This is a genomic window from Brevibacillus halotolerans (genome assembly GCF_026891775.1).
Classification (GTDB): Bacteria; Bacillota; Bacilli; order Brevibacillales; family Brevibacillaceae; genus Brevibacillus_B; species Brevibacillus_B halotolerans.
On the sequence record NZ_JAPTNK010000016.1, the window covers coordinates 13,481 to 37,914 of the forward strand.

The following is a 24,434-nucleotide window of genomic DNA, read 5'->3' on the forward strand; positions in this document are numbered from 1 at the left end:
ATAAAAAACAACTAGAGCGTACTGATCATTCTTTGTTTTAAGAAAAAGAAGAACTTCGACCCTCTGAGCAAGAGAAATCGAAGTAATAGCATGCGAGAAGGGTTTCTTACATAGTACATGACTATGGGCGTTAAAATACTACATTACATGTAGGAACGAATATTTTTCCAAAAAAATAATGATAAAGGAATCTGTCGGGAAAGTACAAAGCTTTAGTAAGGCAAAAGAAGGCCAATTCATTCTTATTGTTTTTACGTCCGTACATTTCCGCCCGGTTTATTCGGTAAATCTCCGTTCTCATTTGGTTGCTTGCTAATTTTGCTTGCACCAAATCTTGCTTTGTGAGCAATGGTTCCGGCTGGTACTTCATAAAGAACGTCAGATGGATGGTTTCGTCCACGTTCGGAACGCTTATTGGTTGCCATATAAGCTCACCTCCCTGACCATATTTTGACCGAAAGCAAGCAACTCATGTGCTACAAATTCAGGGAAGTTTGTCAGAGACGTACAGTGAAACATAGAGGAGAGTTGTTAACGTTGAAAATTTCGACTAAGGGACGCTACGGCTTAACGATTATGATGGAGCTAGCCACCCGCCATGGGGACGGCCCTATTTCATTGAAAAGCATTGCTCAGAGGCATGAATTATCTGAGCATTATTTAGAGCAATTAATCGCTCCCCTGCGAAATGCAGGGTTAGTAAAAAGCATCCGAGGGGCTTATGGTGGCTACGTGCTCTCAAAATCACCTGATGATATTACATCGGGAGATATTTTACGAGTGCTAGAAGGTCCAATTAGTCCTGTGGAGTTTGCGGAGGAAGAGGATCCGGCAAAACGTTATCTATGGTTGCGCATTCGAGATAGTATAACGTCTGTAATTGACTCCACTACATTGCGGGACCTCATCAATTATCAAGATGATGGACGCACTGATAATTATATGTTCTACATTTAGGTTGTTAGATTATAAAGTAGGGGATTAGAACATGAACTCACACATTTATTTGGATAATGCAGCAACGACTCCTGTTCATCCGCAAGTGATAACGGCCATGCAACCATATTTCTCTGAGGTATATGGAAATCCATCCAGTATTCATGGATTTGGCCGTGAAGCACGTAAAGCATTGGAAAAAGCACGGGAAACAATCGCAGACTTTCTCGGGGCTGATCCCAGTCAAATCATTTTTACTAGTGGCGGAACAGAAGCTGATAATATGGCATTGATCGGTGGAGCGCTTGCTAATGAACAAAAAGGTAAGCATATTATTACAACTCAGATCGAGCATCATGCGGTATTGCATGCTTGTGAGCATTTAGAGCGAATGGGATTTGAAGTAACGTATTTACCAGTGGATAAAACGGGAATGGTTAGCCTAGACGATGTTAAAAAAGCGATTCGTCCCGATACCATTTTGGTTTCTATTATGTATGGAAACAATGAGGTTGGGACAATTCAACCCATTCAAGAAATCGGGAGCTTTTTACAGGAGCAAGGAATTCTATTTCATTCAGATTGTGTACAAGCCTTTGGTTTATTGCGCATTAAAGCAAATGAGCTACCTGTCGATTTAATTTCGTTATCTGCCCATAAAATCAATGGACCAAAAGGTGTTGGTGCGTTGTGCATGGGACGTAAAACGACAATTACTCCGTATTTACACGGGGGAGCACAGGAACGTAAGCGACGGGCGGGGACTGAAAATCTTGCTGGTATTGTAGGGTTTGCTCAAGCGATCGAGCTAATGCGTTCCGACCGGGAAGAGCGTCGACAAAAATATTTAGATATGCGTGAAGCTATGCTACAGGTTTTTAGGGAAGCAGGTATTGCTTTTGAGCTAAATGGTCATGAGGAACAATTTTTGCCCCATATTTTAAATGTTAGTTTTTTAGGGGTAAATACGGAGACAATGCTGTTTAATCTAGATTTGGTTGGTATCGCAGCAGCAAGTGGTTCTGCGTGTACATCAGGCTCGTTGGAGATATCTCATGTGCTTACAGCTATGAATTTGCCCAAGGAGCGCTCAAATACAGCAATTCGCTTTAGTTTTGGCATGACCAATACAACAGAAGAAGTAATAACAGCAGCTCAAAAAATTGTACAGATCGTAAAGCGCTTAGTAAAATAAAGAATAAATATACGGTTTGTTATCAGCTTAATTAGTTGTGAAAGGTTTGGAACGCTTGTTCGAATCAAGTTGTCAAAACCCTTTTCAGCAAAGTACAATAAAGTAGCACACATCCACTATCACATCGGATAGTGGAATTTTTTTTACGATGAATTTTTACTTATAAAAAGCTTAATAAAGCAGTTCGAGCTAAGGCTTTGCTGGGCCCAGAAGTCTTCCAAAGCCAAGGCTTTATAGAAAAAAGGAGGCGTACTACCGTGCAACAACAGGCGCTCCCGTTGTTTCGTGAGACCTTTATCCGAGGACAAGTAAAACACGAAATTTTTTATAACGAAGAGAACTGGTATGCCATCATTCGTTTTAAAGTGGAAGAGACAACGGAACCGATTAAAGATAAAGAAGTCATTGTTGTAGGGCATTTTCCGCGTCCTCACGAGGATGAGACGTATACCTTTTATGGTGAGTGGAAAGATCATCCTAAATACGGAAAGCAGTATGTGGCTGAACGTTACGAGCGTGAAACACCAAAAACCAAATCGGGTGTTGAAAAGTATTTAGCAAGTGGACTTTTTAGTGGGATTGGTAAAAAGCTAGCAAAGCGGATCGTGGAACATTTAGGAGTCGATGCACTTACCATCATTGCTGAAAATCCTGACGATTTAGCCGCTATTCCAGGGATCTCTCCTAAACGCGCTAAGCAAATCTATGAATCCGTCCTAGAGCATCAATCTTTAGAACGTACCATGGTTTTCTTATACGAATTTGGAATTGGCGTTCATTTAGCTTTACGTATTTATCAAGCCTATAAGCATAATACCATGACTGTATTGACAGAAACTCCATATAAGCTCATTGAGGATGTGCAAGGCATCGGGTTTAAACGTGCAGACGAGATTGCCCTATCCACAGGAATTGCGGCCTCGTCCCAGGAACGAGTGATGGCAGCATGCCTGTATGTTTTACAAGAAGCTGGTTATAGTGAGGGGCATGTATATTTCCCCCATGAAGAATTAATCGCGCGGGCGATTTCGCTATTAACGGAATGCGGCGGACACGTTTTCGAGGCAGAGGATGTAAAGGGCGCGATTGAACAACTAGTAATGGATAACAAAGTACACTGGGAGGAAGAGCGTGTTTATCTTCCGTCCTTGTTTTTTGCAGAGATTGGTCTGGCCAAACGACTTCATTATTTTGCCTCAAGAGAAAATCCTGATAGCTATCCGGCATCTGAGTTTTACCAAGCGATCGGAAAAGTAGAGGAAGAATTGGGGATTAGCTATGCAACTAAACAGAGAGAAGCAGTAGAAAAAGCAATGGATTCGGGACTAATGCTACTGACTGGAGGACCTGGTACGGGTAAAACAACAGTCATTAGGGGAATTTGCCATGTTTTTGCAAATTTGCAGGGAATTAGTTTAGACATGAAGAAATATGACACACAAGATAATCCTTTTCCTATTTTACTGGTAGCCCCTACTGGTAGGGCAGCAAAGCGTATGTCTGAGACAACAGGATTGCCAGCGATGACGATTCATCGTCTTCTTGGTTGGAAAGGTGAGAGCTTTGAGCACGATCAAGATAACCCGGTTCGCGGCAAAATGATTATTATTGATGAAATGTCGATGGTAGACGTTTGGCTAGCCAATCAGTTATTCCGCTGTCTCCCGAAGGATATAAATGTTGTGATGGTAGGAGACCCTGATCAATTGCCTTCTGTAGGTCCAGGAAATGTTTTGTTTGATATGCTGGAGTCCAATGTGATTCCGGTTGTCCAATTGACGGAGATTTATCGGCAGGCAGAGGAATCCTCCATTATTCGATTAGCTCATGACATTCGGGCGGGAAAAGTACCACAAGATTTACTTGCTCCAACCCAGGATCGGAGATTTTTCACAACTTCGCCACAAAATGTTGTTGAAGTTGTGAAACAAATCTGCTCCAGTTCCGTAAATAAAGGATATACAGCAAAAGATATACAGGTTCTTGCCCCCGTGTACAAAGGGGTAGCTGGTGTTAATCATATCAATGAAGAGCTACAGCTTCTATTCAACCCGCCTTCGGATCAGAAGCGGGAGGTAACCTTTGGTGAAACGGTTTTTCGGGTAAAAGACAAGGTACTTCAATTGGTAAATAATGCGGACGAGCAGGTATTCAACGGAGACATGGGTGAAGTCGTTGCTATATTTCGTCCTACAGAAAATGAGGAAAATGAAGAGCAGCTAGTGGTGTCCTTTGAAGGACGAGAGGTTGTATATCGTCGATCACAGTATCACCAGCTTACTCTGGCTTATTGTTGCTCGGTGCACAAATCACAAGGCAGTGAATTTCCAATTGTTATTTTACCTTTAGTGCGTAACTATTATCGTATGTTACGCAGAAAATTAATTTACACGGGTGTAACACGTAGCAAGTCATTTTTGCTAATGTGTGGCGATCCAGATGCTTTTCGCATTGCGGTGCAAAATGATGAGGAAGGAATTCGTTATAGCTACTTGCAAGATCGGCTACGTTTGTACGGATAAAGGAAGGTTTGGTTTAGGTGGAACAGTTTTGGCAGGATATAAGGGCATCTCAACCGCAATACTAACATAACGGGAGGAGATGCCCATGAAGAGAGCATTGGACGTAGTAGGCTTGCCAGTTTTGGCCATGAACACCGGCGAAGAAATTGGGATTGTCCGAGATATCCTCTGTGATCTTCACTTGCAAGTCATTGGTCTGGTTTTGCAAGAAGCAGGCTGGTTCCAGCAGGGACGCTATATTCATTCCAACCATATCGGTACAATCGGGGACGATTTCATCACTGTAGAGGACAAGCACGTTGTGACCTCAATGCGCCATCTAGATACGAATCAAATGTTCTGCCTATTTACAGGTGAGCATGCACTAAAAGGAAAACAAGCTGTAACAGAGACCGGTGCTTGGCTAGGAAAAGTGGAAGATGTTTATTTTTCTGTTGACTGGGAAAGGATGGTAGGGTACGAGTTATCGGACGGTTGGATTGCCGATATTACCGAAGGACGCAAGCGAATTAATGCGGCATCGCCTGTATCAATCGGAAACGAACACCTTATTATCCCCATGCACACCGGATTTAAGGCGCATTAGCGTTTAGGAGGTTATTTTGCATGATGACGTGCCCCAATTGTTCATCAAAAGATATTGGTAAAATTGGAACGAATCAGTACTACTGCTGGAATTGTTATGTTGAGATGAGTATGTCTGGAGACCAGATTTCTTCTATTTATCAGGTAGAAGAAGACGGTTCATTAGAATCGTTAAATGACTTGTTCTTAGATGACCAAGAGCTAAGAGCGCAAGCGTAACACCTCAATCTTACCCCATGAGAATCTGAAGGAGGCTGCTAAATGAGACGCGGAATTTTTCGAACTTTGATCATGAGTGGGATCGTAGCTGCTATTGGATATTTGATGAGGTCTAAGCGGAGTCAAAAATTCTTTAGCGGATGGGGAAAAATGAAGTTTTCCCAGCGAGATATTCAGAGACTAGGTCGTTTTGTGAAGCGTTCGTTCGCACGTTAATCCTCTATTCAAACTGGAATGCATGCAATGTGTGGCAGTAGATTTTTACCCATAGAAAAAAGGAATGAAAAGCAACCTGTTTCCTTAGATGGAGCAGGTTGCTTTATTTTGGATTCAAATAACAGCATTCCCGCATTTTTCCTCTCTATTTCGCACATCCTACCAAAAGGAGTTTTTAGCGAGGATATGGGGGATATGCCATGGACCAACTGACAAAACAGCCAACACCGCAACAAAAACGCTATCGTTTTTATCATATCGCTGTGTCAATTATCTTATTGCTCATTATAGCTAATCTTTTTGTGTTGCTGCGCCCTGCATTGAAGCCTCTGTATTTTTTGATTGAAGAGGTAACTCTTCCATTTTTTGCGGGGCTTATTATAGCTTATTTGCTGCATCCTGTCGTTGCGAGTTTAGAAAAAAGGAAGGTACCGCGCTTAGCGGCTCTTCTTTTAATTTATCTGGGGTTCGTACTGCTAGTAGTCATTACTGTGATGAATGCAATTCCGGTTTTTACGAAACAAATGATAGAACTATCAGACGATCTGCCCCGTTTAACGAGCTGGTATGAGACATGGATACAGGAGTGGGAGGCACATAAATATTTCTTGCCGGATAGTATCCAGCATGGTGTCGATCGGGCTATCATTCAATCGCAGGAAAAAATGTCGCGGGATATCTCTTTGTTTGTGGATGGCGCTAAAAAAACGCTGGGAAAGGTGCTGGGATATGCGGTTGTTCCCTTTATCGCATTTTATCTATTAAAAGATATGAAAGAAATTCATCGGAATCTGATCTTATGGGTCCCGCGGAGGTTCCGTCAACAAACCCAAGTAGCCTTACGAGATATTAACGATTCACTGGGAAAATATATTCATGGACAAATGGTTGTGTCTCTCATAGTAGGAGTGCTGGTTTTTATTGGATACTGGGCAATTAAGATGCCCTATCCATTTGTCTTAGCTTGCTTTGTGGCTTTAACCAACATCATTCCCTTTATTGGTCCCTTGATTGGTGCTGTGCCTGCGTTGCTGATTGCCCTTACGATTTCTACTAAACAAGCCTTATTTGTTATAGGAATAAACTTAGTCATACAAATCATTGAAGGGAATATCATTTCGCCCAATATTGTGGGAAAAACACTTCATCTTCATCCGCTCACGATTATTTTTGCTTTGCTTGCAGGGGAAGCGATCGCGGGAGTGGTCGGGATGATCTTGGCTGTACCCGTACTCGCTGTACTAAAAGTGATCATTCAACGCGTTATTTTGATTCGAACTCAAAGTTGACATGACTTAGAAAAAAACACTATAATGACGTTGAAACGTTATTCACTAAAACCAATTATAAAGCGACTAGATCGTTGATGGAACGAGTAGGTTGCACCCTTTTCCAAGAGAGGACGCTCCCTGGCTGAAAGAGCATCCAAAAGAAGGACAACCGAAGGCTACTCCGAAGACCGGAAAAAACCGGCGGCAGGACCCCGTTATGGTCATGAAAGCGACAGATTCTCTCATAAGAAAAGCGCTGTTTCAGTGTTGGAGAATGAGAGTTCTGTAAGCAGGGTGGTACCGCGAGACAATAGCTCTCGTCCCTGAGGGGATGAGGGCTTTTTTTATTTGTCTTCTAAAGGTAAGCAAATGTATACAAAGACGATGGTGGACCGAATGAAAAAGAAGTTGGTCATTCCCTCGTGTTGAAAAATAAAGGAGGAAAACAGCATGAAGAAGTTGACAGGTAATCAGGTTCGTCAAATGTATTTAGATTTCTTTGTGAGCAAAGGACATCGAATTGAACCAAGTGCATCTTTAGTACCGGTGGATGACCCATCTTTGTTGTGGATTAACAGTGGGGTAGCTACGTTAAAGAAATATTTTGATGGACGAATTATCCCTGAGAATCCACGCATTACGAATGCCCAAAAATCCATTCGTACAAATGACATTGAAAACGTAGGACGTACAGCGCGTCATCATACCTTCTTTGAGATGCTGGGTAACTTCTCTATCGGGGACTATTTTAAAGTGGAATCCATTCATTGGGCATGGGAGTTCTTGACAAGTCCTGAATGGATTGGTTTTGACCCAGAAAAATTGTCGGTTACCATACATCCTGAAGATGATGAAGCATTTGAAATTTGGAATAAGGAAATTGGCATACCAGAAGAGAGAATTATTCGTTTAGAGGGTAACTTCTGGGATATCGGAGAAGGTCCGAGCGGTCCGAACACAGAGATTTTCTATGATCGCGGTGAAGCATTTGGGAATGACCCAAGCGATCCAGAATTATATCCTGGTGGGGAGAATGAACGTTATTTAGAAGTATGGAATCTAGTATTCTCCCAATTTAACCATAATCCTGATGGTACGTATACTCCATTGCCTAAGAAAAATATTGATACAGGTATGGGCTTGGAGCGTATGGTTTCTATTATCCAAAATGTTGATAACAACTATGAAACAGACCTGTTATTCCCGTTAATTGAACAGACGAGCCAAATTTCAGGTGTAGCTTACAAAACCAATGATGAGCTAGATGTAGCACTAAAAGTAATTGCAGATCACGTGCGTACAGTTACGTTTGCTATTGGAGATGGGGCTTTGCCTTCGAATGAAGGCCGCGGTTACGTGCTTCGTCGCTTGCTTCGCCGTGCTGTTCGCATGGGTAAAATGCTTGGAATTCAGAAGCCATTCTTGTACACATTGACCAAAACAGTTGGCGATATGATGGGAGAATTTTACCCAGAAGTGGTTCAAAAGCGTGACTTTATCGAACGTGTAATTCGTGCTGAGGAAGAACGCTTCCATGAAACATTGGAGGAAGGCTTGTCCATTTTAGAGGGTATGGTAACAGCTACAAAGGCTTCTGGTGGAAACCAGCTAAGCGGTCAGGATACCTTTAAATTGTACGACACATACGGCTTCCCGGTTGACTTGACAGAGGATTTCGCAATGGAGCATGGTCTTTCTGTTGACCGCGATGGCTTCGAACAGGCAATGGAAGAGCAACGTGAACGCGCTCGTGCAGCTCGTCAGGATGTAGACAGCATGCAGACGCAGGGCGGGGCATTGTCGGAATTAACAGTAGCAAGTGAATTTATCGGGTATACAACATTGTCTACTGACGCTAAAGTTGAGGCAATTATTATCGACAATCAGCTTGTAAAAGAAGCACAAGAGGGTGTTACCTGCCAAGTGGTACTTGATCGTACACCTTTCTACGCAGAGAGCGGCGGGCAGATTAATGATGAGGGAACTTTGACAGCAGATACGGTTAAAGCACGCGTGATTGACGTACAAAAAGGGCCTCATGGTCAAAACGTTCATCAGGTACTAATTGAAGCCGGTACGTTACATGTAGGAGATCAGATTGCGGCTGAGGTAGACCAACAAGGACGCAACGCTACGATTAAAAACCATACAGCAACGCATTTGTTGCACCAAGCTCTAAAAGATGTTCTAGGAACACATGTCAATCAAGCAGGTTCTTTGGTATCTCCTGAGCGACTTCGCTTTGACTTTACACATATCAGCTCCATTACAGCGGAAGAGCTGGAGCGTATCGAACAAATCGTGAATGAGCAAATTTGGAGTAACTTAGCTGTAAGCATTTCGAACATGAAGATTGCTGAGGCCAAAGAATTGGGTGCGATGGCGCTCTTTGGCGAAAAGTATGGAGACATTGTGCGCGTAGTTAATGTTGAGGGCTTCAGCATTGAGCTGTGCGGTGGTTGCCATGTAGGAAATACAGCAGAGATCGGTCTCTTTAAAATTTTAAGCGAGAGCGGCATTGGGGCTGGCACACGACGTATTGAAGCAGTGACAGGTCGCGGTGCTTATCAATATTTAAATCAACAGCTAACCACACTAAAAGAAGTGGCACAAGCAGTTAAGTCACCACAGTTGCATGAAACTCCTGCTCGCGTAGAAGGCGTGTTAGCTCAATTGAAGGAATCGCAGCGCGAAGCTGAGTCACTACGTACAAAATTGGGCAATATTGAAGCAGGAACTCTCACAGAGCAGGTACAAGAAATTAAGGGCGTAAAGCTTTTGGCTACTCAAGTATCTGCAACGGATATGGACAACCTTCGCGGTATGGTCGATGAGCTTAAAAATAAACTAGGCTCTGCTGTAATTGTCCTTGGTTCGGTTGAAGGAGATAAGGTAAACATTGTAGCTGGTGTGACCAAAGACCTGATGAGTCAAGGATTCCATGCTGGTAAAATCGTCAAGGAAGTTGCTACACGTTGCGGCGGTGGCGGTGGCGGTCGCCCTGATATGGCACAAGCGGGTGGTAAGGAACCTGCTAAGTTAGGCGAAGCACTTTCTATTGTTGCAAGTGTAGTTGAAGGACAGGCGGTTGCAAACCAATAGGTAAAACGTCTACAATATAAAGTAACAAGGTGAACTGGATTCATTCGCTTTGCGGGTGAATCCTTTGCCTTTCCGATAAACACGAAAAGTGAGTTACTCATTATATACTTATAATAGGCTCATTTTTAAATAAAGCGAGGTGTTAGGCTATGTCTATGGACAATACCATGAAGTTTAGCGCTCCAAAGGAAGCAAGTGAAGCTGAAGTACGTGCCACTTTGGAAGAAGTATACAGCGCTCTACAAGAAAAAGGCTATAATCCGATTACACAGATTGTAGGATACCTATTATCAGGAGATCCTGCATTTATTCCTCGCCATAACAATGCTCGCAGTTTGATTGGTAAAATTGAACGCGACAAGCTAATTGAAGAAATGGTGAAAGCTTACTTGTCACCAAAAGGTTCATAACATCATAGGAGATAATTATGCGAATACTTGGATTGGATGTGGGTGAAAAGACCATAGGCGTCGCAATAAGCGATGAGCTAGGTTGGACCGCTCAAGGAATCGAAACGATTAGACGCTCGTCCAAAGAAAATGATTTTGGGCGTATCGAAGAATGGATTGCGACGTACCAAGTACAAGCATTTGTGGTCGGTCTGCCGAAGAATATGAATGGTACGATTGGCCCTAAGGGTGAATACTGTCAAGCTTTTGCTGAGCAACTGAAGGAGCGGACAGGGTTGCCCGTTCATCTCTGGGATGAGCGATTGACGACGATGGCAGCGGAGAAAATGTTAATATCAGCTGATGTGAGTCGCCAAAAGCGCAAGAAAGTGATTGATAAAATGGCAGCCGTACTCATCCTTCAGGGGTATTTGGATGCTAATTCGAGGTGAAAACAATGAGTGAAGACATGCAAAATGACTATGAAGTAGGCGACGTGATCGCATTGGTGGAGGAAGGAGAAGACGATTCAGCTACCCGTGATTTCCGCATTATGTACATCCTAGAAGTGGAAGACCGTAATTATTTAGTTTTAGTTCCGGTTGATCAGGAAGATGACGAGGAATATGAAGTTCATTTCTTGCGCTATGATGGAAGCGATATTCTTGAGCCGATTGAAGATGATGCTGAATGGGATGCTGTAGAAGCTACCTTTGAAACATTGATCGACGAATTGGAAAGCGAAGAGAACTAGGATTTGATCACGTAGTAAAAACTAGCATGGGTCCACTGGAGAAAAGGACGTCACAGGGATGATGACTTTTCTTCAGTAGCTCATGCTTTTTTTAATCAAAGACGAAAGAGGGAGCTTATGGCGACAAAAATGGTAAGTACGATAATTGCACACGAAGATCAATGTTTACTGATTCGAGAAGATAGGGAAGAGCTTGGAAACGTATGGAACATCCCATCAGGAATTGTACAAGCAGGGGAAAAAATTATGGATGCTGCTGTGAAAAGAGTAGCTGAGAAAACGGGTCTACAAGTAGAGTTAACCAGCCTTTCAGGTATTTATCAATTTGTTGATGAAACGAAAGACTCAGTGGTGTGCAATGTTTTTACAGCGACGGTGAACGAAGGCACCATTCAGATAGATGGAACAAAAATTAGGGAAGCAAAATGGTTTCGTTTCACAGAGATTGAGCAGTTGGATGATGATTCTCTTTATCAGGCTCATTTGCTGAGAAGAGTTTTTGCAGATATAAAAAATACGGGTAAAAATTGATAGATAAACGGTAAGACTCTATCAAAACGTGCAAGATATTTGATCTTTTTGTATAATGAATGGCGATGTAATGTGAGGAGGAGTGTGTGAGCTTGGCAAAAGGTAGTGAAGAGAGACAGGAATTATTGAGGAATCAATCCCGATCGCGGAAAAAACGAAGCGGTGGGTTTATCGTAAAAGGATTGCTTTGGTTTACATTGCTTGTCCTTGTTGTGGGCGGAGTGGGAACCTATTATGTATATCAACAGCTACAACCAAATCCAATCACAGCTACAGCCGAAATAGATATCCCTTCAGGTTCTAGTGTTAAGCAGATAGCTGCCTTGCTAGAGCAGAATGGCATTATTAAAAATGCCACTCTATTCTCGTATTATGTGCGCTATCAGGGAGTAGCTGGTGATCTAAAAGCAGGAACCTATCAGTTTGATCAGCAGGTAACCATCGATCAATTGATTAAAATGCTGAGCGAAGGAACTCAAGCAGAAGTGGCGCGCTTTACCATACCAGAGGGGTGGAATGTAGGCCAGATTGCAGATGCGCTTGCTAAAAAAGGACTAATTGAGAAAGATATTTTTATACAGGAAATAAATGAAGGTGATTTTCCAGAATTTCCATTTGTCTCGTCTATTCCGAAGAAAGAAGGGCGAAAATATCGGCTAGAGGGATATTTGTTCCCAGAAACCTATGAGGTTCGTAAGGGAGCAACTGAGCATGAGATTATCGCCAAAATGCTGGGGCAGTTCGAAAAAGAATGGAAGCCAGAATGGAACGAACAAATACAGAAGCACAAGTTAACAATGGATGAAGCAGTTAATTTGGCGGCGATTGTCGAGCGTGAAGTGGTAGTAGACGATGAAAGACCAATTGTAGCCGGAATTTTTTATAATCGCATACGTGATGGCTGGAAATTACAATCATGCGCCACTGTACAATTTGTTTTAGGCAAGCAACGTGACCGCATTACATTTGATGATTTAAAGATAGCAAGTCCATATAACACGTATCTTCATGAGGGCCTGCCACCTGGGCCCATTGCGAGTCCTGGTAGAGCGTCGCTTGAGTCAGTCGTAAATCCGCAAAAAAACGAATACTTCTTCTTTGTGACGAAAAAGGACGGGACACAGGAGCATTATTTCTCTAAAACATTTGCAGAGCATGCTTCCAAAAATGCGAAAAGTCAAGGAAGCTGGTAACAAAACGATAGTGGCTGTTTTGGCGAAATGTGTTATAATAGAACGGTTGTGAATTAGTTTATGACAGATTCTATACCAAAATGTATATTATCTGGTTGAAAGAGAACGGGGGACCTTCCACATGATTACGAACCCTGCTATAGATCATTATTTACAAAATCTCATTCCACAGCGCTCCCCGCTATTAACGCGACTAGAGCAGGAGGCACATGAAGAGAATATCCCTATCATTCAATTGACCGGGGCTCAATTCTTACGTACCTTACTGTTAATCAAAAGACCCAAAAGCATCTTGGAAGTAGGTACAGCCATTGGTTATTCAACAATCTGGCTGGCTGAGGCTGCTCCTACGGCAAAAATAGTAACAATGGAACTTGATGAAGAGAGAATCACCCGCGCGCGCGCTTCCTTTAAGGAAGCTGGCCTAGAAGATCGAATTGAACTAATTGAGGGCGACGCGACAAAGGGTTTGTCTGGGTCATATGAGTTTGATTGTCTGTTTATTGATGCTGCTAAAGGGCAATACCTCACCTTTTTACAATTATACCTTCCTCTGTTAAAAGAAGGAGGATTAGTAATTACGGACAATGTTTTATACCGTGGTCTTGTTACCGATCCGCAAGCGGCGGGAAAACGGCAAAAGAAAATGGTTGAGAAGATTGATGGATTTAATAAGCATCTCATGGGACACCCCCAACTAGAAACGTCAATTGTACCTATAGGGGATGGGATCGCGGTTAGTGTAAAGCAGACGAGAGGAGAGGGCAATGCGTGAAAAAGCCTGAACTATTGGTTACGGTAAAAAAATTAGCTGATGTCCTGCCGCTAATTGAGGCCGGTGCGGATGCTCTAAGCATTGGAGAAGCACGCTACGGACTACGCAATGCAGGAGACTTTACCGTTGAAGAAATAGACGAAGCGATTCGCTTGGCACATAGCAAGGGTGCTAAGGTGTACATCAATATAAATTCGTTATTACACAATGAAGAATTAGATGGATTAGACGATTATCTCATACATTTGGAAACAGTAGGAGCAGATGCGGTGGTGTTCGGTGACCCTGCTGTGATAGTTGCTGCTAAACAAGTGGCTCCGAAGCTAAAGCTACATTGGAGCATGGAAATGTTATCCACAAGCTACGATACCATTAATTATTGGGCAGAAAAAGGGGCAAGCCGTGCTGTATTGGCACGTGAATTAACCATAGATGAGACGATCGAAAATCAGCAGGAAGCAAAATGTGAAATTCAAGCACAAGTACATGGACCAACCTGCATTTTCCAATCCAAACGTGATCTTGTTTCGGCTTATTTTGGTCATCAAGGACGCGATATGGAGCAGGAAGGTACCAGCATGGATCGCGGGATGTATGTGAAGGAAGAAAAACGCCGCAATATTAGCTATCCTGTGTATGAAGATGCCCATGGGACTCATATTATCAGTGCAGAAGATATTTGTATGGTTGATGGTCTTGAGGACTTTGTGAATGGTGAATTGGACAGTTTGAAAATTGAAGGATTGCTGCATACATCTGAGTATGTAATCGCAGTGACGAAGCTATATCGTGAAGCATTAGATTTGTGCGTATCTGATGTAGAACAATATCGTGATAAAGCGGCTGAGTTTCTGCAAAAAATGGAAGCTCTGCAACCAAAAAATCGACCTTTAAACACTGGATTTTATTATAAACCACCGATTCCTTACCATGCTTAAATGGGAAAGAAGACTTGCGTAAATTGAACTTGAGAGGTGAATCATCTTGAGCACGATTATAACTCCAAACCAAGCCGGATTGAAACCGGTGATTGCTAAGCCTGAGCTACTGGCTCCAGCAGGTAACCTAGAAAAATTACAATTTGCGATTCGCTATGGAGCAGACGCCGTATATATCGGTGGTCAAGTATACAGCTTGCGTGCGAATGCTGATAACTTCTCCTATGATGAAATGCGTGAAGGGGTTAAATTTGCCCATGCTCACGGAGCTAAAGTATTTGTAGCGACCAATATTATTGCCCACAACGAAGATTTAGGCGGTATGGCCGAGTATTACCAGGAACTGCAAAATATTGGGATTGATGCGGTTATCGTAGCAGACCCTGCTTTGATTCAGGCATGTAAGAAGGCGGCTCCTAAAATTGAAGTTCATTTGAGCACTCAGGCCTCCACAACGAACTGGCGCTCTGTTCAATTTTGGAAAGATGAAGGAATTTCCCGTGTCGTGCTAGCACGTGAAGTTTCCATGAAAGAAATTTATGATATAAAATCTCATGTTGATGTAGAAATCGAAGCGTTTATTCACGGCGCGATGTGTATTGCTTATTCCGGTCGATGCGTATTGTCTAATCATATGGCGATGCGTGACTCTAACCGAGGCGGCTGCGCACAATCCTGTCGTTGGAAATATGATCTATTCGAAGACGGATTTAACTTTGAAGAGGCAGAGAAAAACGGTGCCAAGACATTGTTTGCTGAAGGAGACGAGCAATATACGATGTCTCCGAAGGATTTAAGCATGCTACCATATATTGCTGATATGATTGAAGCCGGTGTTGATTCCTTAAAAGTGGAAGGCCGAATGAAGTCTATCCATTATGTAGCGACCGTTTCTCGTGCATATCGCATGGCAATTGACTCTTACTTTGAAAATCCGAAAGACTTCAAGATCAAACAAGAGTGGATCGACGAAGTGTATAAGGCTGCGCCGCGTACGCTGTCTACTGGATTCTTTTACGGAAGCCCAAGTACACAAGAACAAATCTTTGGTGAACCAGATCATCCGATCCCTTACGATTTTGCGGGATTGGTTATGGATTACGATCCGGCTACAAGCATTGCAACTGTTCAAGTGCGCAACCACTTTAAAGTGGGCTCGAAGGTAGAATTCTTTGGACCAGATACATTCTTTGCACAACAGGTAGAACAAATTTGGCACCATGTCACCGATGAAGCATTAGATGCAGCACGTCATCCAATGTCATTGGTCAAAATGAAGGTTAACCAACCGGTGAAGCCTTATGACATGATGAGGAAGGAGCTATAGAATGGGTCGCCCCGTACTGATTGGGGTAGCCGGGGGAAGCGGGTCCGGTAAAACCACCGTTGCAAGAGAGTTATACCGCCAGTTTAAAGACGAAAGCGTCTTGATGATTGAGCAGGATTCTTATTACAAGGATCAAAGCTATATGACAATGGATGAGCGTGTAAAAACAAATTACGACCATCCGTTTGCTTTTGATAATGACCTGTTGCTAACACACCTCCATGAGCTACTCAACTATCGAGCAATCGAAAAACCGCAATATGATTTTAAGGAGCATACCAGAGCGGCAACGACAGTCCATGTCCAGCCAGCCGATGTTATTATCCTTGAAGGTATGTTAATCTTAGAAGACCAACGTATTCGCGATATGATGGATATTAAGGTATTTGTTGATACAGATGCCGATGTTCGCATCGTGAGGCGTATTCAGCGCGATATTGAGGAGCGCGGACGTAGTTTAGACAGTGTTGTCCAACAATATTTAAATGTTGTTCGTCCTATGCATTTGCAATTTATCGAACCTACTAAGCGCTATGCAAATATCATTATTCCAGAGGGTGGCTATAACAAGGTAGCACTTGATCTGCTCTCCACAAAGATTCACAACATCCTGCATGATAAGAACCAATGTTTTTTTGAATAAGCATAGCTATTACATGAATGGAGAAAGACTCATGCCATCTTATATGGTGTGAGTCTTTTTGGTTTGAAAAAGTGCCTAGAGGGAGATACTGGTGAGAAAAAAGAGAGGAGGTTAGTTATAGAAAATGGATCTGCAAGTGCTAAATAAACGCAGAAGCTTTCTCATCCTATTAATCATTAGTTTGTTGTTCGGGGGCTTATTGCTTAGGCTTTGGTGGATTCAGGTAGCAGCAACTAATTCGTTTTCCCCTCATAAAATTGATTTGGTTAAAGCGGCGGTTAGGCAAAGACAGCAAGCTATTACATTAAACAGTGGTCGAGGCGAAATCACAGATCGTCATGGAGAACCGCTTACAGGCGTAGAAAAGAATGCGCTCATTATTTTTCCGTTGGCTCGTGGAAATGCGGAGGTAAATGAGAAGATTAGAAAGGTAGCAGAGATTGTGCAAAGCAGGGAGTCTGAAATCATGAAAATGATTCAGAAAGGAAAAAATCCGGCTCCTTTGCGTGACTTCGCTGGAAATATGATTGAGTTAAATGAAAAACAGATGAAGCAAATTAATGATTTAAAAATTCCAGGCATTTTATCCGTAGCAATGACGGAACGCTATGCTCCAAACGGTATCGCTAAACAGGTGATCGGGTATGTAAGTCAAAATCCTGAGCGTTTTGCACAATTATATCCAGATGATTTGCAGAATGGAAAAATGATGCCAGATACCCCAATTGGTTCTTCAGGACTGGAGAGAACGTTCGATCGATTTTTACAAGGAATGCAGCCTTCCATCCTCTCTTATTATGTAGATGGTCAAGGAAATCCATTGAGTGGATTGGATACCAGATTTTCGATAGAGGATAATGCCTTTTACCCGTTGACAGTTAAAACAACAATGGATCGCCAAATCCAGGCATTTATGGAACAAGCAATGGATATGGCAGGAATAGAAGTTGGGGCGATCGTAGTGCTCGATGTGAAAAATAGTGATATCCTGGCAATGGCTTCTCGTCCCAAGTTTGATCCAACAAAGGTGAATGTGGAAGAAGGAAATTGGAAAAACCAAGCATTGATTCAGATTTCTCCAGGGTCGGTTTATAAAACAGTCGTAGCTGCTGCTGCACTAGAAGATGGGGTTGTATCCCCTAGTGAAACCTTTACCTGTGAAGGCAGCTATGGAAAATACGGATTCTCCTGCTGGAAAAAAGAAGGTCACGGACACTTAACGATGCTGGAGGCCTTTGCAGAGTCATGTAATATTACTTTTGCAGAAATCGCCAAGCGTTTAGGCGGAGAACGGCTCCTGAAGCAAGCAGAGAAAATGGGACTTACCAAGCAGGTTGGCTGGCAGATTGATCAGTTATATAAAATGGAGAACTTTACACAGCTAGATGGTGAAGAAAGTGGACAAGTGTTTGCTAAAGAGGTTTCACCAAATGATGAGGGTGTTCTCATTCAGACAGCAATTGGTCAGCGAGATGTACAAATATCTCCTTTGCAAGCAGCAAATATGATGGCGATGATTGCCAGAGGCGGTACAGCAAAAGAAGCTCGCCTTGTCTCGGATATTGAATATCGAAATGGAAGTCGTTTTTATGAGTTTTCACAGAAGGATGTAACTGGAGTAGGAGTGGATAAGGTTACTTCTCAAAAGCTCTCGCGTTTTCTACAGGAGGTTGTCCGGCAAGGTACGGGCAGCTCCTTGAAAGACCTGCCGTTATCTGTTGCTGGTAAAAGCGGAACCGCACAGGTCTTATATAAAGGAGAGCCTAAGGTGCATCAGTGGTTTGCTGGATTTGCTCCTGCTAATAGTCCTCGATACGCTATTGCAGTGGTAGCGAAAAACCAGCAGATATCTGGGGCGAATAAAGCGACTCAAGCATTTAAATTAGCTATTGAGCGGCTTGCGACGTTTGAACTTCGATCTTAGAAAAAGAACGAATCCCTTTTTCTAGGAAGTATCCACGAGCCATTAGCTGTTTCTGTCGGTTATATCCGACAATCAACATGATAGGTGAATTTGATCGATATTCATTTTGATTACTTTTTTGAACAAACGTATTTTTGTCGGTTCGACTGGGCGTAAGACGCGGCATAGTATGACTGTGCCAGTCACCAATGTACTGTATTTTACTATTTGGTCGTGTTTTACGCTTAATGATTCGGTGAAGATAATTATCATCAAATAAAATGGAATGCTGCATGCGTAGTGCATTAGGACCAGGTTCACTAGCAAATGTAATAATCCAACTATTGGCATCTTGTTTATAGCCTAAAAGAATCCCACCTGTTTCTAATTCTGGATAATGTCCAACCGCCCTTCGTATCTGTGACCATGCGGTTTCTGTAAGGTATAAGGTTGTCATTCCAAGACCTCCTTTCCAAAATGACGGAACTGCTAACTATCTTGCCAGTATATGTGAGAGGCTAGGAGGACGTGTATTGGTCAAGTGGTTATAACCAAAAATAAAAAAAGAAGAATAACAGGACAAAATACCCTGTTCTTTTGTGTAAAAAGCTATAATCTCGAATTTTTTACAAATAGTATGTAATTAGGCCTAAATTTTTTGATGTATATTGACGATATAGATAATGCATAGGTCTGTTCAAATCACTGAAAAATGTGGGGGGCGATACCATTTGAATCACAAAAGCCTTTCGTTTCGTGCGATAGCTTTCATCTCAGTCATCATTTTATTATTTGCCTCGGTTTCTATTGTTTTATCGTACGATCGTCAGAAACAGATGTTTATTCAAGTAATTTCAGCAATTTCAAAAACAGTCGATACCCAGCTTGAAACCTTATCTTCAGAAATAGATGCCGTGAAGCGTCTACTCACTGACGATTCAAGCACCTATTCGGGGTACACCAACGTGTTTATAAGTCTGTCCAATAAGTTGGATAATTCTTTAAAAGCGGAATATATAACAGATGGTTATCTATTTGCTCCAGACCTTATTGAAACAGATCAAAAGAGCCAGCTTAAGGTTATTTTAGCAAGTGATAAGCTTGTCGAGGCGGGAGTTAAGCCTAATACTGTGGTCGAGCTTAATCCGTCACAGCTTACCGCTTATCAAACAGCATTGGAAAAGGGAGAAAGTATTTCAAAACCCTTTTTTATGGAAAACAGAGAGATTTTAACGGTATTTACCACGATTAAGAACCGTTCTGATCAGGTCTCGGCTGTACTCGCTATTCACTTTGATTATGATTTGATGCAAAAAGATCTTTTGCAAAGCTTACAAATACCTGTATTAATAAGTTTATGCATGGGTGGTCTTTTACTTGGTGGCAGTATCTTTGCCATTCGTCATACGTTGAAGCGCATCAAAGATATATCTGACCTATCTTTACAGACTGCACAAGGAGATCTTACTGTTCGTGTGCCAGTTACTTCTAAGGATGAGATAGGGGTACTAGCAGAGAACTTTAATGCGATGTTATGTAGCATTGAAGAGGTGGTGAAGGGGATTGATCGAACAACAGCAAGTATGGTCGACTCTTCAGAAAATCTCTTTGTTCACGCGGAACAGACAACACAAGCCACGACACAAATTTCCGCCGATATTCAACAGGTAGCAGCCGGTTCGGAAACCCAGATGCAAGGGGCTATGGAAAGTGTACGTTCCATGGAAGAAATGGCTACAGGAATTCAGCGTATTGCCCAGTCTGCTTCTCAAGTAGCAGAAGTAGCTGTTGAAGCAACAAAAGAAGCCGAGCAAGGAAATATAGTGGTCCAAAATACGATTGAACAGATGAAAGCATTAAGTCAAACCGTGAATGAAGCTGTAATGGTTATTAATATCTTAAATGAGGTTTCTACTGAAATCGGACATATTACTGGAGCCATTACTACAATCTCTAATCAAACCAACTTACTTGCATTAAATGCAGCGATTGAAGCGGCACGTGCAGGTGATGAAGGAAAAGGCTTTGCTGTTGTAGCTAATGAAGTGCGTAAACTAGCTGAACAATCGAAAGAATCATCAGATCAAATCCGATTGCTGGTACAAGGCATTCAGGAGGGCACGCAACAAGCAATGGACTCCATGACAAGAGGAGAAAAAGAGGTAGTAGAAACGGTAGAAGCTGTCGAGCAGGCTGGACAGGCTTTTGAGAAAATTGTTTCGTCCATTCAAAATATTACCGGACAAATTGAAGAGGTGTCCGCTTCCTCCGAACAGATGTCAGCTAGTTCAGAGGAGGTCACGGCGACGATAGAGCAATTATCACAAATTGCTCAAGGTGCTACACAATATACACAAAACGTAGCCTCCTCCTCTCAGCAGCAGTTAGTTGCCATTGAAGAAGTTGCCGCTTCCGCAAGTGAAGTGAATCGAACGGCAAAAGCGTTACAGACTGCGGTTGAACATTTTACAGTGAGAAAAGAATAGTAAAATTCACAAGTACAGCCTGATACTTTTTTAATAAGGAAGATACCTACACAGGAACAGACTAGAGAATTGTAGGGAACGAATCATTGTAGGCAGATAGATACATGTAGGTTCGAAATCATGTGGAAAGACGGCAGGGAAGCAAGCATCCTGTCGTCTTTTTTAGAACGGATACGTCTATTCTCTTTGTTAGAAAAGAAGGTTTCATAAAGCACTTTGGAATTGGACAAAAATCAGGTATAATATAAAGTTTAGGGGCCTTTAGAGGGGCCAATGAAAGTAGCAGAGAAAAGTCAGGAGCGGAGTATAGTATGAGTCATCAGTCAGAACAATGGACTTCACGAATTGGATTTATTTTGGCAGCAGCCGGATCAGCAATTGGATTAGGCGCCATTTGGAAATTTCCATATGTAGCGGGAACCAGTGGGGGAGGAATCTTCTTTCTATTATTTCTATTCTTTACTCTACTGATTGGGTTGCCGCTGTTACTATGTGAATTTGTTATTGGCCGTAGTACAGGAAAGGAAGCGGTGTCTGCCTACCGAGAATTAGCTCCCGGAACGAAATGGTACTTCTTGGGTATCATGGGAGTCATCACGTGCTTTTTACTATTCTCCTTTTATAGTGTAGTAGGAGGCTGGATTTTACTATATTTGGGCATGGCAGTCACAGGAAATTTAAGCCATCCCAATATGAATTATGAGCAATTATTTGGGCAAGTCATTTCCGAGCCTTATCTAGCGTTATTTGCTCAATTTATTTTTATCGTGCTAACAATTATCATCATTTCGCGCGGCGTTCAAAATGGCATTGAAAAGGCCAATAAGTATATGTTTCCTGCTTTATTTATTTTGTTTATTGTGCTTATGGGACGAGCCTTAACGTTACCTGGCGCATGGGAAGGAATCGTTTTCTTCTTAAAGCCTGATGTGAGCAAAATCGAATCTTCCACGATTTTAGCTGCGATGGGACAATCATTTTTTGCACTAAGTCTTGGGGCATCTGCGATGGCTACTTATACATCCTATTTGGATAAATCAGTAAGCTTAACTCGATCAGCCGTTTCCATTGTAAGTCTAAATTTACTCATATCCTTGCTCGCAGGGTTAGCGATTTTTCCAGCCGTATTTGCACTTGGATTTACACCTACACAAGGACCGGGATTACTCTTTCACGTGTTACCCGCTGTATTTAGTCAGATACCATTTGGGGGACTCTTTTTAGCTTGTTTCCTGGCCCTTTTCTTTTTTGCCACGATTACATCTGCTTTCTCCCTTTTAGAGATAACGGTAGCTTCTCTGACGCGAAAAGATCCAAGCAAACGTAGACGCTATTCTTGGATAGCTGGAATGGGGGTATTTGTACTAGGAATACCATCCTGTTTGTCTTTTGGAATTTGGTCAGATAAACTTATTTTTGGCAAAAGTATTTTCGAAGCAGCAGATTATCTAGTTAGTAACCTGTTGCTACCATTAGGAGCCTTGCTTATTGCCCTGTTTGTTTCTACAAAAATGAAACGAGAGCTACTACAGGCCGAATTCGTACGCGGTTCCAAACTGGCAACAAGATTCTTTGGGATTTGGTTTCTACTAGTCAGATATGTGTTACCTGTTCTCATTATTCTTGTGTTCTTAAATACGTTGGGAATTGTTACGTTTTCCTAAAATCTAGATTACATTCGTATTAGCCAGCTAATTAGCTGGCTTTTTTTGATAGTAGCAAGCTTATATGTTCATTTTATTGATAGATAATACTATTTTAGGTTATTTATTTTATTTCGAGATTTAATTCGTTTTGTTCCTGTACAGGCACGTATAGGCAATTGCCTACATATGGATAGGGAGAGGAGCAGACTGAAGGGGAGGTGGCAGATTTGTCAAGTGTCTTCGTGGCGCTTTCGCTACTGTTTAAGGAATTGGTTATGTTTGTTGCGTATGTAAAAAACAATGCGTTTCCGCAACCGCTGCCCGAGGTAGAAGAAGAGAAATATCTTAAATTAATGGCAACGGGAGACCCCATCGCTCGAAATAAATTAATTGAGCATAATTTGCGATTGGTGGCGCACATCGTCAAAAAATTCGAAAACACCGGCGAGGACAGCGAGGATTTAATCTCTATTGGTACCATCGGACTGATTAAAGCCATTGAGAGTTACCAGGTGAATAAAGGAACGAAGCTTGCTACCTATGCAGCAAGATGTATTGAAAATGATATTCTAATGTCATTAGTCATGCGTTTCCTTTTTGATCAGGCTAAACGTGGTTGTGTGTGAATTGTGCTACTATTGTTGTCAAAAAAAGAAGCAACCGCGCTGAGCAAGATATCAGCTCCTACGGTTACTTCTTCTTCAAAGGTGGACTCTCCAGTGTGGGAGAGACTATGTATAGTTTGGAAAGCACCCACGGGTGTTTCGTGTATAAAGTAGCTATTGCAGTTTGGTGGCATGAAGCAATAATTAGGCCTTTTTAACAAATTGAGATTTTAATTTCATAGCCCCAAAACCATCAATTTTGCAATCAATATCATGATCCCCATCAACTAAGCGGATATTTTTTACTTTTGTACCAATTTTAATGACGGAAGAGCTTCCTGTTACTTTAAGGTCTTTGATTACTGTTACAGTATCCCCATCGTTTAAGACATTTCCATTTGCATCCTTAATAATTCTTTTATCCTCACTATGTTCAGCTTCTGCTGCTAAAGTCCACTCGTGAGCACATTCAGGGCAAATAAACAGACTTCCATCCTGATACGTGTATGCTGAATTACACTTTGGGCAATTTGGCAAATCTACCATTCTTTCATTTCCTCCATTCGTTTCATGCTAATGAATATATAAGAATAATTTTCAATTTCTGTTTTACAACTTCGAAAAAAGCAACCAACTCGAAATCCACAAAAATATAGGTAGTTTCTTATATCCTTATATACTGCCATAGTCTTCTCTTATTGACAACCTTTCCCTTTATGATCCTCATAAAAAAAGCAGGTAATACCTGATACAATATTGCTTGTTTTCCATGTGAATGGGATATAACTATTTTCCTATGTACATGTACCCCTGAGGCAAGATAAGAAAGGATACCGCCCGTTTATCAGGGGGACGGTATCGGAGTAAGATCTAACAGAAGAAGCGACGACGACAGCAGCAACGACGACGTCTTCTGAAACAGCAACGACGGCGTCTGCGGAAGCAACAAGACATGTACGCCACCTCCTTATCGTTTAATACTTTATAATAAGCAAAAATAGTGACAAATGATTGGACGAACCTTCAGGGAAATGCGTTTGTTTATTCGGATTAGCTATTTGGGAAAGTATAGGGTTACAAAAACAGTAGGTGCTGGAAAGTATGGACGGGCCGGTAAAAAGATAAGAGGCAGTAAGTCAAATCATCTGCCGCTCTCTATGATCAACTCAGCATCAGTCATGTGAAAATGATGGCTAGT

At 42.0% G+C, this 24,434-nt stretch carries 23 protein-coding genes and 1 pseudogene; 21 read left to right on the forward strand and 3 right to left on the reverse strand.

The annotated features are described in order from the left end of the window. Positions 1-251: 251 nt before the first annotated feature. Positions 252-425: a hypothetical protein gene (locus O0550_RS18010; RefSeq protein WP_003338327.1), complete on the reverse strand. Its 174-nt coding sequence runs from the start codon at positions 423-425 to the stop codon at positions 252-254. 112 nt (positions 426-537) lie between these two features. Here O0550_RS18010 and cymR point away from each other — a divergent pair, with 112 nt between their 5' ends. The 18 genes from cymR to O0550_RS18100 all read left to right on the forward strand — a co-directional run bounded on the left by cymR (position 538) and on the right by O0550_RS18100 (position 18,520). After that, on the forward strand, positions 538-957 hold the full coding sequence (gene cymR, locus O0550_RS18015; protein WP_003338326.1) for a cysteine metabolism transcriptional regulator CymR: 420 nt from the start codon (positions 538-540) through the stop codon (positions 955-957). Between the two features lie 31 nt (positions 958-988). Beyond that, positions 989-2,131 carry a cysteine desulfurase family protein gene (locus O0550_RS18020; RefSeq protein WP_258426992.1) on the forward strand — a complete coding sequence of 381 codons (1,143 nt, stop codon included), beginning with the start codon at positions 989-991 and terminating at the stop codon, positions 2,129-2,131. Positions 2,132-2,388: 257 nt separating this feature from the next. Continuing rightward, the gene (gene recD2, locus O0550_RS18025) at positions 2,389-4,653 is read left to right on the forward strand and encodes an SF1B family DNA helicase RecD2 (protein WP_003345357.1); all 2,265 of its coding nucleotides are present in this window, start codon (positions 2,389-2,391) and stop codon (positions 4,651-4,653) included. Between the two features lie 85 nt (positions 4,654-4,738). Then, positions 4,739-5,239 (forward strand): PRC-barrel domain-containing protein, encoded by a 501-nt coding sequence (locus tag O0550_RS18030; protein ID WP_003345359.1) that lies wholly within the window; start codon positions 4,739-4,741, stop codon positions 5,237-5,239. Between the two features lie 20 nt (positions 5,240-5,259). After that, positions 5,260-5,457 (forward strand): hypothetical protein, encoded by a 198-nt coding sequence (locus tag O0550_RS18035; protein WP_003345362.1) that lies wholly within the window; start codon positions 5,260-5,262, stop codon positions 5,455-5,457. A 42-nt stretch (positions 5,458-5,499) separates the two neighbouring features. Next, a complete protein-coding gene (locus O0550_RS18040) occupies positions 5,500-5,673 on the forward strand; it encodes a hypothetical protein (RefSeq protein ID WP_162988319.1) in 174 nt (57 codons plus the stop codon). 200 nt (positions 5,674-5,873) lie between these two features. Beyond that, positions 5,874-6,962, forward strand: a complete 1,089-nt coding sequence (locus tag O0550_RS18045; protein WP_003345367.1) for an AI-2E family transporter — start codon at positions 5,874-5,876, stop codon at positions 6,960-6,962. Between the two features lie 432 nt (positions 6,963-7,394). Further along, positions 7,395-10,046 carry an alanine--tRNA ligase gene (gene alaS / locus O0550_RS18050; RefSeq protein WP_163246677.1) on the forward strand — a complete coding sequence of 884 codons (2,652 nt, stop codon included), beginning with the start codon at positions 7,395-7,397 and terminating at the stop codon, positions 10,044-10,046. A gap of 149 nt (positions 10,047-10,195) precedes the next feature. Continuing rightward, positions 10,196-10,456, forward strand: a complete 261-nt coding sequence (locus O0550_RS18055) for an IreB family regulatory phosphoprotein (RefSeq protein ID WP_003338316.1) — start codon at positions 10,196-10,198, stop codon at positions 10,454-10,456. Positions 10,457-10,473: 17 nt separating this feature from the next. After that, the gene (gene ruvX, locus O0550_RS18060; RefSeq protein ID WP_003338315.1) at positions 10,474-10,887 is read left to right on the forward strand and encodes a Holliday junction resolvase RuvX; all 414 of its coding nucleotides are present in this window, start codon (positions 10,474-10,476) and stop codon (positions 10,885-10,887) included. A 5-nt stretch (positions 10,888-10,892) separates the two neighbouring features. Next, complete coding sequence (locus O0550_RS18065; RefSeq protein ID WP_003338314.1) at positions 10,893-11,189, forward strand: DUF1292 domain-containing protein; 297 nt, start codon at positions 10,893-10,895, stop codon at positions 11,187-11,189. Between the two features lie 117 nt (positions 11,190-11,306). Further along, a complete protein-coding gene (locus O0550_RS18070; protein WP_003345372.1) occupies positions 11,307-11,720 on the forward strand; it encodes an NUDIX hydrolase in 414 nt (137 codons plus the stop codon). Positions 11,721-11,806: 86 nt separating this feature from the next. Further along, entirely contained in the window at positions 11,807-12,913 is a 1,107-nt protein-coding gene (gene mltG / locus O0550_RS18075; RefSeq protein WP_003345374.1) for an endolytic transglycosylase MltG, read from the forward strand. A 121-nt stretch (positions 12,914-13,034) separates the two neighbouring features. Beyond that, positions 13,035-13,688, forward strand: coding sequence for an O-methyltransferase (locus tag O0550_RS18080; protein ID WP_096886995.1), 654 nt, complete (start codon positions 13,035-13,037; stop codon positions 13,686-13,688). After that, on the forward strand, positions 13,685-14,626 hold the full coding sequence (locus O0550_RS18085; RefSeq protein WP_258426993.1) for a peptidase U32 family protein: 942 nt from the start codon (positions 13,685-13,687) through the stop codon (positions 14,624-14,626). The genes O0550_RS18080 and O0550_RS18085 overlap by 4 nt, the downstream gene beginning before the upstream one ends. Before the next feature lie 46 nt (positions 14,627-14,672). After that, positions 14,673-15,953 (forward strand): peptidase U32 family protein, encoded by a 1,281-nt coding sequence (locus O0550_RS18090; protein ID WP_003345380.1) that lies wholly within the window; start codon positions 14,673-14,675, stop codon positions 15,951-15,953. Position 15,954: 1 nt separating this feature from the next. Beyond that, complete coding sequence (gene udk / locus O0550_RS18095; RefSeq protein ID WP_003338307.1) at positions 15,955-16,596, forward strand: uridine kinase; 642 nt, start codon at positions 15,955-15,957, stop codon at positions 16,594-16,596. Between the two features lie 124 nt (positions 16,597-16,720). Then, positions 16,721-18,520, forward strand: a complete 1,800-nt coding sequence (locus tag O0550_RS18100; protein ID WP_258426994.1) for a peptidoglycan D,D-transpeptidase FtsI family protein — start codon at positions 16,721-16,723, stop codon at positions 18,518-18,520. On the opposite strand, the gene O0550_RS18105 is transcribed toward O0550_RS18100, so the two are convergent. Further along, positions 18,483-18,956, reverse strand: a complete 474-nt coding sequence (locus O0550_RS18105) for a Mov34/MPN/PAD-1 family protein (protein ID WP_003338305.1) — start codon at positions 18,954-18,956, stop codon at positions 18,483-18,485. The two genes, O0550_RS18100 and O0550_RS18105, sit on opposite strands and share 38 nt — an antisense overlap. Positions 18,957-19,230: 274 nt before the next feature. Here O0550_RS18105 and O0550_RS18110 point away from each other — a divergent pair, with 274 nt between their 5' ends. The 3 genes and pseudogenes from O0550_RS18110 to O0550_RS18120 all read left to right on the forward strand — a co-directional run. After that, complete coding sequence (locus O0550_RS18110) at positions 19,231-20,985, forward strand: methyl-accepting chemotaxis protein (RefSeq protein WP_258426995.1); 1,755 nt, start codon at positions 19,231-19,233, stop codon at positions 20,983-20,985. Between the two features lie 311 nt (positions 20,986-21,296). After that, complete coding sequence (locus tag O0550_RS18115) at positions 21,297-22,649, forward strand: sodium-dependent transporter (protein WP_003338302.1); 1,353 nt, start codon at positions 21,297-21,299, stop codon at positions 22,647-22,649. Positions 22,650-22,858: 209 nt separating this feature from the next. Beyond that, positions 22,859-23,212 (forward strand): annotated as a pseudogene (locus tag O0550_RS18120) (sigma-70 family RNA polymerase sigma factor); the annotation flags it as partial. Positions 23,213-23,440: 228 nt separating this feature from the next. Here the strand turns inward: O0550_RS18120 and O0550_RS18125 are convergent. Continuing rightward, positions 23,441-23,782 carry a zinc ribbon domain-containing protein YjdM gene (locus O0550_RS18125; protein WP_003346350.1) on the reverse strand — a complete coding sequence of 114 codons (342 nt, stop codon included), beginning with the start codon at positions 23,780-23,782 and terminating at the stop codon, positions 23,441-23,443. Between the last annotated feature and the right edge of the window lie 652 nt (positions 23,783-24,434).

What these genes read in the sequence shown, in the direction of transcription:
- alaS (WP_163246677.1), top strand. Translation starts at nt 7,395, where the DNA reads ATGAAGAAGTTGACAGGTAATCAGGTTCGTCAAATGTATTTAGATTTC.
- O0550_RS18035 (WP_003345362.1), top strand. Translation starts at nt 5,260, where the DNA reads ATGATGACGTGCCCCAATTGTTCATCAAAAGATATTGGTAAAATTGGA.
- udk (WP_003338307.1), top strand. Translation starts at nt 15,955, where the DNA reads ATGGGTCGCCCCGTACTGATTGGGGTAGCCGGGGGAAGCGGGTCCGGT.
- O0550_RS18125 (WP_003346350.1), bottom strand. Translation starts at nt 23,782, where the DNA reads ATGGTAGATTTGCCAAATTGCCCAAAGTGTAATTCAGCATACACGTAT.
- O0550_RS18010 (WP_003338327.1), bottom strand. Translation starts at nt 425, where the DNA reads ATGGCAACCAATAAGCGTTCCGAACGTGGACGAAACCATCCATCTGAC.
- O0550_RS18045 (WP_003345367.1), top strand. Translation starts at nt 5,874, where the DNA reads ATGGACCAACTGACAAAACAGCCAACACCGCAACAAAAACGCTATCGT.
- O0550_RS18055 (WP_003338316.1), top strand. Translation starts at nt 10,196, where the DNA reads ATGTCTATGGACAATACCATGAAGTTTAGCGCTCCAAAGGAAGCAAGT.
- O0550_RS18030 (WP_003345359.1), top strand. Translation starts at nt 4,739, where the DNA reads ATGAAGAGAGCATTGGACGTAGTAGGCTTGCCAGTTTTGGCCATGAAC.
- O0550_RS18070 (WP_003345372.1), top strand. Translation starts at nt 11,307, where the DNA reads ATGGCGACAAAAATGGTAAGTACGATAATTGCACACGAAGATCAATGT.
- O0550_RS18100 (WP_258426994.1), top strand. Translation starts at nt 16,721, where the DNA reads ATGGATCTGCAAGTGCTAAATAAACGCAGAAGCTTTCTCATCCTATTA.
- O0550_RS18115 (WP_003338302.1), top strand. Translation starts at nt 21,297, where the DNA reads ATGAGTCATCAGTCAGAACAATGGACTTCACGAATTGGATTTATTTTG.
- O0550_RS18040 (WP_162988319.1), top strand. Translation starts at nt 5,500, where the DNA reads ATGAGACGCGGAATTTTTCGAACTTTGATCATGAGTGGGATCGTAGCT.
- O0550_RS18065 (WP_003338314.1), top strand. Translation starts at nt 10,893, where the DNA reads ATGAGTGAAGACATGCAAAATGACTATGAAGTAGGCGACGTGATCGCA.
- O0550_RS18105 (WP_003338305.1), bottom strand. Translation starts at nt 18,956, where the DNA reads ATGACAACCTTATACCTTACAGAAACCGCATGGTCACAGATACGAAGG.
- O0550_RS18020 (WP_258426992.1), top strand. Translation starts at nt 989, where the DNA reads ATGAACTCACACATTTATTTGGATAATGCAGCAACGACTCCTGTTCAT.
- O0550_RS18080 (WP_096886995.1), top strand. Translation starts at nt 13,035, where the DNA reads ATGATTACGAACCCTGCTATAGATCATTATTTACAAAATCTCATTCCA.
- ruvX (WP_003338315.1), top strand. Translation starts at nt 10,474, where the DNA reads ATGCGAATACTTGGATTGGATGTGGGTGAAAAGACCATAGGCGTCGCA.